Raw genomic sequence first — 8,963 nt, forward strand, 5'->3', positions numbered from 1 at the left:
CGACCCGGTGCGGGTCGGGCGGCGGCGCCGGTCGGGGGTGTGCTCAGTAGCCGCCGCTGACCGCGCCGCCCTGGTAGGCGCCGATGTTGGGGGTCTTGGCCGGCACCTTGTTGCCGAAGTAGTCCCGGCCGCCGTTGCCGGTCACCGGGCTGCCGGCGCCCAGCGCGGGCGAGCCGGCCTTCAGCTGGTAGCCGCCGGCGGTGGCCAGCGAGGTGGCCGTGCCGGGGGCGGTGAAGAGCGGGTCGCCCTGCACGACGTGCGAGCCGAGCGTGCCGCCGCTGCCGCTGGTGATGTTCTGGAAGACGTTGCTGCTGAAGCTGCTGAACGGGTCGTTGATGGTGGACCCGCCCGGCTGGCCGACGAAGATGTTGTTGCTGAACTTGAAGGTCGACGAGCCCGAGGTCATCACCATGTTCGGGCTGGTCGGGTCGTAGAAGGTGTTGTTGTAGATCTGCGCGTTCGGCTCGTCGCCGCACGGCATGGTGATGACGCCGAGGTAGCCGGAGCCGACGTCGTTCTGGCTGATGTTGTACCGGTAGATGTCACCGGTGGAGGAGGTGCCCTGCGAGGGGCAGCTGAAGAGCGCGCCGCCGCCGTTGTCGTGCGAGAAGTTGTACTGGTAGATCGTGCCGCGGTTGCCGCCCTCGAAGTCGAAGGCCATCGCCGGGCTGACGCCGTGCGAGACGTCGTTGTACTGGAAGACGGCGTTGTCCGAGTTCCACGCGTAGGTGCCGACGTTGTAGTCGCTGGTGCGCTTGCCGTAGCCGTTGATGACGTTGTTCTCGACCAGCGGGGCTATCCCGTTGAAGACCACGATGCCGTCGCCGCCGATGTCGCTCACCGTGTTGTTGCGGACCGCCACGTGGGTGATCGGCGCGAACGAGGTGCCGGGGCCGGTCGGGTTGACGTCCCGGCGCTGCCAGGCGGAGACCACCGCGATGCCGGTGCGGTCCACGTGGTTGACCGTGTTGTCGCGGACCTTGATGTCGTCGAAGCCGGTGGGCGTGGTGCTGCCGCCCGCCTCGAAGACGATGCCGCCGCTGGGGATCGGGTAGCGGTCGTCGCTGCCGTTGACGTCGTGCACGGTCAGGTTCTGCACGACGTAGTGGGTGCCCGTGCCGAAGTCCTCCAGCAGGACGTACACGCCGGTGCGCTGCTGGTCGGTGGTGGGCGCCGGGCCGGTGTTGCTGATGTCGAGGTTCGCCAGCACGTAGCCCTGGACGTTGTGCAGGAAGACCGCGGCACGCGCTCCCTGACCGTCGATCCGGGCCTGGCCGGTGCCGTACGAGTTGATCCTGACCGGATCGGCGCTGGTGCCCGAGCCCTGCGGGGCCAGCGTGCCGAAGCAGGTGGTGCCGCCGCGCAGGCGCACCTTGTCACCCGGGTGCAGCTGCACGCCGTTGACCTTGGCGAGACTGTGCCAGGCGGTGGCCGCGCTCTTGCCGGCGGCCGCGTCGCTGCCCTGCGAACAGTCGACGAAGTAGGTGGTGCTGCCGGTCGCGACGGCGGGACCGGCCGCCGCGAGCAGGAGGCCGGCGGTGGTGATCACGCCGGCGAGAGCGCGCGTCCGTGCTGCTGTTCTCATCCTGAACCCCTTCAGGTCCGCGGGCGGTTCGTCTCCCCCGCGGTCCCTGTTCCGGTGACTAGTTCGGGCCGTAGTTCCTCTGTTCGTGCTGGCCGAATAGTGGCCATCGGACCTTGAGGGTCGCTTGAGTCCGGCTCGAATTTGTCCGCATGCTGGACGTTTCGCCAGGTGGGCGGGGACCCGCCGGTAGTCGAACAATCGGCCTGGTCATGGACATGACCTGCGGTTTCACCGCTTTCCGGGGCGTCCGCCGTTCGCGCCGGGAGTGCTACCCAGCGTAGTCACCGGGCAATCGTCAACCGTCCGGATCCGGCCATGTGCGCCGGGTCACGACCGCTCGCGCGCGCAGTGGGGGGTGTAGGGCATCCGCCGCTCCGGCGCGGCTCGAGCCACCTTCGGGACCATTCGGCTGCTCCTGACAGAAGCGTCCAGATACGTCACAATCGGAGGTTCTCCACCATGAGTCCAAAGCGCACGGAGGCTTCCGGCCGCCGCATGCGGTGGCTGGTGCCACTGCTGATCCTGTTCGGCTGGTTGATCCTCAGCGGTGCGACCGGCTCGTACCAGGGCAAGCTCGGCGATGTCGCCGTCAACGACGGCGCGGCCTACCTGCCGGCGAACGCCGAGTCCATCAAGGCCGACGACCAGCAGGCCCTCTTCTGGGACAACAAGACCTACGCCGCCGTCGTGGTCTACGAGCGCTCCTCCGGCATCACGGCCGAGGACACCAGCGCGGTGAAGTCCGACGCCGCCGAGGCCGCCAAGCTGCCGCAACTGCGCGGCTCGGTCGGCGAGGTGACCCCCTCGCAGGACGGCAAGGCGCTGCAGTTCACCGTCCCGATCGTCAACAAGAGCGCGGCCCTGCACGACGCGGTCACCGCGCTGCGCAAGACCGCCGCGAGTCACCCCGGCCTGAACGGCCACGTCACCGGGCTGGGCGGGCTGTACGACGACCTGTCCCAGTCGTTCAGCGCCATTGACGGCCAACTGCTCCTGGTGGCCGTCGGGTTGGTCATCCTGGTGCTGGTCCTGGTGTACCGCAGCCCGAGCCTGCCGCTGCTGGTGCTGCTCGGTGTCGCCTTCGCCTCGGGGGTCGCCGCGGCCGCGGTCTACGCCCTGACCAAGAGCGGCGCGATCTCGCTGACCGGCCAGAGCCAGGGGGTGCTGTCGGTCCTGGTGGTCGGCGCCACCACCGACTACTCGCTGCTGCTGATCAGCCGGTTCCAGGAGGAACTGCGCCTCACCGAGAGCAAGTACGACGCGCTCAACAAGGCCTGGCGCGCCGTGCTGTGGCCGGTTCTCGCCTCCGGCGGCACGGTCATCCTGGGCACCCTGTGCCTGCTGCTGAGCGACCTCAACAGCAACCGCAGCATGGGCCCGGTGGCCGCGCTCGGCATCGCCGCCTCGCTGCTGACCGGCCTGACCTTCATGCCCGCGGTGCTCGCCCTGTGCGGGCGCGGCGCGTACTGGCCGGTCAAGCCGAAGTTCGGCAGCGCCGCCCAGGCCGCCTCGCACGGCGCCTGGGGCCGGATCGCGGCGCTGGTGGGCCGCAGGCAGCGCGCCGTCTGGGCGGCGGTCGCCGTCGTCCTGCTGGTCGCCGCGGGCTTCTCCACCCAGTTCAAGGCCGACGGCGTCGGCCTGGCCGACGGCTTCAGCACCAAGACCGACGGCGTGGCCGGCCAGGACATCCTGGGCGCGCACTTCCCCGGCGGCGAGGGCACCCCGGTGACCGTCATCGCCCAGCAGGGCTCGCTGGACCAGGTGTTGGCCGCCGCGCGCGGTGTCAACGGCCTGGGTTCGGTGGCCGCGCTCACCGACGACCCGACCGGTGGCAGCAACGGCGCCACCAAGGTGGTCAACGGCCAGGTCGAGGTGGACGGCGTGCTCGCCACCACCCCGGACAGCCCGGCCGCCGTCTCGGCCGTGCGCCAGCTGCGCACCGCCGTGCACGGGATCGCCGGCGCGCAGGCCAAGGTGGGCGGCTACACCGCCGTCACCATCGACACCCGCGACGCCAGCGACCGCGACCTGCGCACGGTCATCCCGCTGGTGCTGCTGGTGATCCTGGTGGTGCTGGCCCTGCTGCTGCGCTCGATCGTGGCGCCGGTGCTGCTGATCGTGACGGTGATGCTCTCCTACGCGGCCACGATGGGCGTCTCGGCGCTCTTCTTCAACCACGTGTTCAAGTTCGCCGGCTCCGACCCCTCGATCCCGCTGCTCGGGTTCGTCTTCCTGGTCGCCTTCGGCGTGGACTACAACATCTTCCTGATGCACCGGGTCCGCGAGGAGTCGCTGAAGCAGGGGACCAGGACCGGCACGCTCACCGCGCTGCGGCTCACCGGTGGCGTGATCACCTCGGCCGGCGTGGTGCTGGCGGCCACCTTCGCGGCGCTCGCCGTGGTGCCGCTGGTGTCGATGGCCGAGCAGGCCTTCATCGTCGCCTTCGGCGTGCTGCTGGACACCATGCTGGTGCGCTCGCTGCTGGTGCCGGCGCTGACCCTGGAGCTGGACCGCAAGGTCTGGTGGCCCTCGCGGGCCGTCTTCGGTCCGCCGGCGAACGGCGCGGCCGGCAACTCGGCCCGCCGCGAGCCGCAGTCGGCGCGCTGAGCTGACCCACGGCCGGCCCGCCCGGGCCGGCCGCTGCCGGGAGCCCCGGTCCGCCGGGGCTCCCGGCAGTGCGGTCCGCACCTGCTGCGGCTCGGGGCAGTGGCACGGGCAGGCCCGCCCGCCCGTGCCACTGCCCGTCCGTACGGCACAGCCGTACCGCCTGCCCGCACGCACGACACCGCGCCCCCCGGTCTGCCAACCGGGGGGCGCGGTGCGTGCTACCGACAGGGCGTCAGAGTCGACCAGTGGCGCGTCACTTCGCCTTGTAGCAGGTGATCAGCGTGTCGTAGTCGCCCAGCGGGGTGACCACGGTGCGCTCGAAGCCGGCGTGGTCCGCGTAGCCCACGATCTCGGCCGCCGGGTACTCCGAGCCGCCGTCGGTGACCAGCAGCATGTCGAGGCTGATCACCAGGTTCTCGGCGTGCTCCGGCTCGTCGTCGAGCATCCGGTCGTAGACCAGCAGCGTGCCACCGGGGTTCACGGCCGCGAAGGCCTTGTGCACCAGGTCGTTGCGCTGCTGCGGGTCCCAGTCGTGCAGGACGTGACCCAGGACCACCACGTCCGCGGTGGGCAGGTCGTCGGTGAAGAAGCTGCCGCCGTGGAACTCCAGCTTGCCGGCCAGGCCGAGCTCGGCCACCAGCTCCTTGGCGAAGGGCTCCATCTCCGGCAGGTCGAAGACGTGCCCGGCCAGGTGCGGCTGGGCCCGGACGATCTGCGAGGCGAGGTTGCCGCGGGCGCCGCCCACGTCCAGCACCGAGGCGTGGCCCGACCAGTCGTACGCCTCGATCAGCTGGGCGCCGAGCACGTTGGTGAAGGCGTCCATGCTGCCGATGAACTGGCGCAGGATCTCGGGGTTCTGGGTGACCTCGTCGTAGTGGCTGCCGGACTGCTGCTCGCCCGTCCGCAGCGCCTCGCCGAGCCGGCCCCAGGCCGGGTACAGGTTGCGGCTGGAGCGCAGCAGGAACCCGCCGATGAACTCCTCACCGCCGCGCACCAGGTGGCGGTCGGTGCCGGGCGCGTTGCGGTAGCGGCCGTCCTCGCGCTCGAGGATCTTCAGGGCGGTCAGCAGGTCCAGGAAGTCCTGGAGACCGCGCCCGTGCAGGGACAGCAGCTCCTTGATCTCCGCCACGCTCGCCGAGCCGCCTTCGGCACGGTGGAGGTGGCTGAACAGGTCCAGCTCGACTGCGGTGAGCAGGGCCTTGGCATCGCAGAAAGCGTTGCCCAGTCGCAGAATCCCGGCGGCAGTGCCGACGTCCGGGGCCTTGGTCGTCATCGGTGAGACTCCTTCCAGGACGCCTGACCTCCAGGCGCCGTACCGGTCGCCCAGACGCTGTCAGCGGCGCGTGGAGCGTCCCTTGAAGCTGCCTGGAGGCGCCGTGCGGGCACCGGCCCCGGGGTGGACCCGACCCGGATGCCATCGATCCTTGAGCCGTCGTCGGTACCTCTTTCGCAGTGCCGCGGATCGGCCCGCCTCCCCCGCGCACGGTTCGGTCTCGCGGGTCCGCGCCCGCCCACAACGAGGCATTGTTCATCGGTTCATGAGGGGACACGCATGTTTGACGTGAACATCCCTGTGTTGATCGTGGGAGCGGGGCCGGTGGGCCTCTCCACCGCCCTCTTCAGCGGGCGCCACGGGATCCGCACTCTGGTGCTCGAGAAGCGCGACGGCACGTCGCTGCTGCCCCGCGCCCCGGGCCTGCAGGCCCGCACGCTGGAGCTGTTCCGGGCCGCCGGCATCCACGCCGACATCCGGGCGCTCGAGATGGGCGACTCCCACCCCTACTTCGAGGGCGGGATCATCCAGGTCGAGAACTTCGCCAAGATCGACGACGCCGTCGTGCTGGAGTCGCCCTCGCTGGACGGCCCGACCGTCAGCCCCGAGCGGGTGATGGGCTGTGGCCAGGACCGGTACGAGAAGGTCCTGGTCGAGAAGGCCCGGGAGTTCGGCGCGGACGTCCGCTTCGGCACCCGCCTGGTGGAGTTCGAGCAGGACGACGAGGGCGTCACGGCGATCGCCGAGGAGAACGCCACCGGCAAGCGGTTCACCATCCGCGCCCAGTACCTGGTGGGCGGGGACGGCGCGAACAGCGCGGTCCGCCGCCACCTGGGTGTGGAGCGGGTCGGCCGCGGCACCGTCTTCAACGCCCTGAGCATCTACTTCAAGGCGCCGGAGCTGGAGGTCGTCCTCAAGGGACGCAAGTTCATCCTCTGCTACGCCACCGTCAACAACACCCTGATGGGCCTGTCCCGGCTGCACGGCTGCGACCCGTACCTGGCCGCGCCGCTGTACCACCCGGAGCTCGGCGAGAAGCCCGAGGACTTCACCGACGAGCGCTGCATCGAGATCGTCCGCGAGGCGGCCGGCACGCCGGACCTGGCCGTGGAGATCGTCGACAAGGTGCCGTGGCAGGGTGCCCAGCTGGTCGCGGACACCTTCCGCGCCAAGCGGGTCTTCCTGGCCGGCGACGCGGCCCACCTGCACCCGCCGGCCGGCGGGTTCGGTGCCAACACCGGTATCCACGACGCGCACAACCTGTCCTGGAAGCTGGCCGCGGTGCTCAAGGGCTGGGCCGGCGACGAGCTGCTCAACACCTACGACGCGGAGCGCCGCGCGGTCGGTGCGGCGATGGCCGCCCAGGCCATGGTCCGCAACCGGATCCGGCACGGCTACGCCACCGACCAGGACCGGGCCGAGATGGTGGACGACATCATCATCACCCTCGGCTACCGCTACGCCTCCTCCTCGATCACCAGCGACTCCACCGGGCCGGTGCTCTCCCCGGAGCTGGAGCTGCGCGGCGAGCCCGGCACCCGGGCACCGCACGTGTGGCTGGAGCGGGACGGCGAACTCATCTCCACCATCGACCTGTTCTGGGACTCCTTCGTGCTGCTCACCGACGCCTCCGGCGACGGCTGGGCGAAGGCCGCCGAGCAGGCCGCGGCCGAGCTCGGGGTCCCGCTGCGGGTCCACCGGGTGGGCGCGGACGCCGAGTTGCAGCCCAAGGACCGCGACTGGGCGGAGGCCTACGGCATCAAGGCGGGCGGCGCGGTGCTGGTGCGCCCGGACGCCTTCGTCGCCTGGCGCACCGACAGCGCGGACAGCGCGCCGGTGAGCGAGCTCGCCGGCGTGATCGCCCGCGCGGCGGGCCTGGACCCGGCGGTCGCCACCGCCTGATCCACCTCGCCACCTCGCCGTCACGCACGGCACGGCACGGCACAGCACAGCACCACGGGACCGCCAGGGGGCGGCCCGCTCCGGCGGACGGGGCGGGCCGCCCCTCGGTGCGTCCATCTCCGCCCGACCTACCCGCACGTCGTGTCACACGTACAACACCTCTGCACGAGAAAGGAGTTCACCTTGACCAGTACTCAGGCAGAAACGCTCTTCCTGGCCCTGGCCGTCGTCCTGGCGCTGGCCCGCCTGCTCGGCGCGGCGGCCCGGGCGATCGGCCAGCCGGCGGTCCTCGGCGAGATCCTCAGCGGAATCCTGATCGGCCCGACCTTCTTCCACGGCAACCTGGCCAAGCACCTGCTGCCGACCGCCGTGCTGCCCTACCTGGGCTCGCTGGCCGTGCTGGGCCTGGCCATCTTCATGTTCCTCACCGGCTACGAGCTGGAGCACGCCCTGCTGCGCAGCCAGGGTCGCACCGCGATCGGCGTGGCGGTCAGCGCCTTCGTGCTGCCCTTCGGGCTGGGCGTCCTGCTCGCCTTCCACCTGGCGGACGGCCACCACCTGCAGAGCAGGACCGGGTTCGTGCTCTTCCTGGGCGCGGCGATGGCGGTCACCGCCTTCCCGGTGCTGGCCCGCATCCTGGCCGACCGGAACATGATGCAGACCCGGATCGGCGGCATCTCGCTGGCCAGCGCGGCCACCTCCGACCTGCTGGCCTGGCTGTTGCTGGCGATCGTGGTGGTGGTCGCCGGCGGCCCGGCGCAGTGGCGCCTGGCCCTGGTGCCGGTCTACCTGGCGGTGCTGATCGGCGCGGTGCGCCCGGCCCTGCGCCGCATCCTGCGGGCCGCACCGGACGGCGCCGACGCCGCCCTGACCTCCGGGGCGGTGGCGGCCGTCCTGGGCGGCCTGATGCTCTCCTGCTGGGCCACCGAGTGGATGGGCCTGCACTACATCTTCGGCGCGTTCGTCTTCGGCGCCGCGCTGCCGCGCGGTGGCACCGAGCAGCTGCGCAGTGACGGGATCGTGGACAGCCTGCGCAACCTGGGCGTGGTCTTCCTGCTGCCGATCTTCTTCGTCACCGCGGGCCTCAAGGTCGACCTCTCGCACCTCGGTTCGCGCGGGCTGATCGACCTGGTGCTGATCCTGCTCACCGCGGTGACGGGCAAGGCGGTGGGGGCGTTCGCCGCCGCGCGGGCGCTGCGGATGCCGACCCGGGAGGCGGGCATCCTGGCCACGCTGCTCAACACGCGCGGCCTGACCGAGCTGGTCATCCTCTCGGTCGGCCTGCAACTGGGCGTGCTGGATCAGGAGTTGTATTCGCTGATGGTGGTGATGGCGGTGGTCACCACGTTCATGGCCGGCCCGATCCTGCGGGTGCTCTACCCCGACGCGCAGATCGAGCTGGACCGCACCGCGGCGGCCGCCGTGCGCACCAAGCAGCCGGCCACCGCCGCGGCCCGCTGAGCGGACCGACCAGGGGCCGGTAACGGGGGCGGCACAGGGCCGGCAGGGGAGCCGGCACGGGGGGCCGGAGGGCGGCACGGGATCGGCCGGGTCGCGCGGGTGGGGGCCGCGCGGGGGCCCCCGCGGGGCAGCGGG

The 8,963-nt window shown here is 71.4% G+C and carries 5 protein-coding genes; 3 read left to right on the forward strand and 2 right to left on the reverse strand.

Annotation, left to right across the window (positions count from 1 at the left end; translation table 11 throughout):
* Positions 1 to 43: 43 nt before the first annotated feature.
* Positions 44 to 1,585 carry a right-handed parallel beta-helix repeat-containing protein gene (locus tag ABD323_RS26650; RefSeq protein ID WP_344444510.1) on the reverse strand — a complete coding sequence of 514 codons (1,542 nt, stop codon included), beginning with the start codon at positions 1,583 to 1,585 and terminating at the stop codon, positions 44 to 46.
* Positions 1,586 to 2,092: 507 nt separating this feature from the next.
* On the opposite strand from ABD323_RS26650, the gene ABD323_RS26655 reads away from it, so the two are divergent.
* Positions 2,093 to 4,192, forward strand: coding sequence for an MMPL family transporter (locus tag ABD323_RS26655; RefSeq protein WP_344444511.1), 2,100 nt, complete (start codon positions 2,093 to 2,095; stop codon positions 4,190 to 4,192).
* Between the two features lie 253 nt (positions 4,193 to 4,445).
* Here the strand turns inward: ABD323_RS26655 and ABD323_RS26660 are convergent, their stop codons facing one another.
* The gene (locus ABD323_RS26660) at positions 4,446 to 5,465 is read right to left on the reverse strand and encodes a methyltransferase (protein ID WP_344444512.1); all 1,020 of its coding nucleotides are present in this window, start codon (positions 5,463 to 5,465) and stop codon (positions 4,446 to 4,448) included.
* Positions 5,466 to 5,744: 279 nt separating this feature from the next.
* Here ABD323_RS26660 and ABD323_RS26665 point away from each other — a divergent pair, with 279 nt between their 5' ends.
* A complete protein-coding gene (locus ABD323_RS26665; protein ID WP_344444513.1) occupies positions 5,745 to 7,367 on the forward strand; it encodes an FAD-dependent monooxygenase in 1,623 nt (540 codons plus the stop codon).
* Between the two features lie 183 nt (positions 7,368 to 7,550).
* Positions 7,551 to 8,828, forward strand: coding sequence for a cation:proton antiporter domain-containing protein (locus ABD323_RS26670; RefSeq protein ID WP_344444514.1), 1,278 nt, complete (start codon positions 7,551 to 7,553; stop codon positions 8,826 to 8,828).
* Positions 8,829 to 8,963: the final 135 nt, after the last annotated feature.

It is taken from the genome of Kitasatospora nipponensis (assembly GCF_039528135.1).
Taxonomy (GTDB): domain Bacteria; phylum Actinomycetota; class Actinomycetes; order Streptomycetales; family Streptomycetaceae; genus Kitasatospora; species Kitasatospora nipponensis.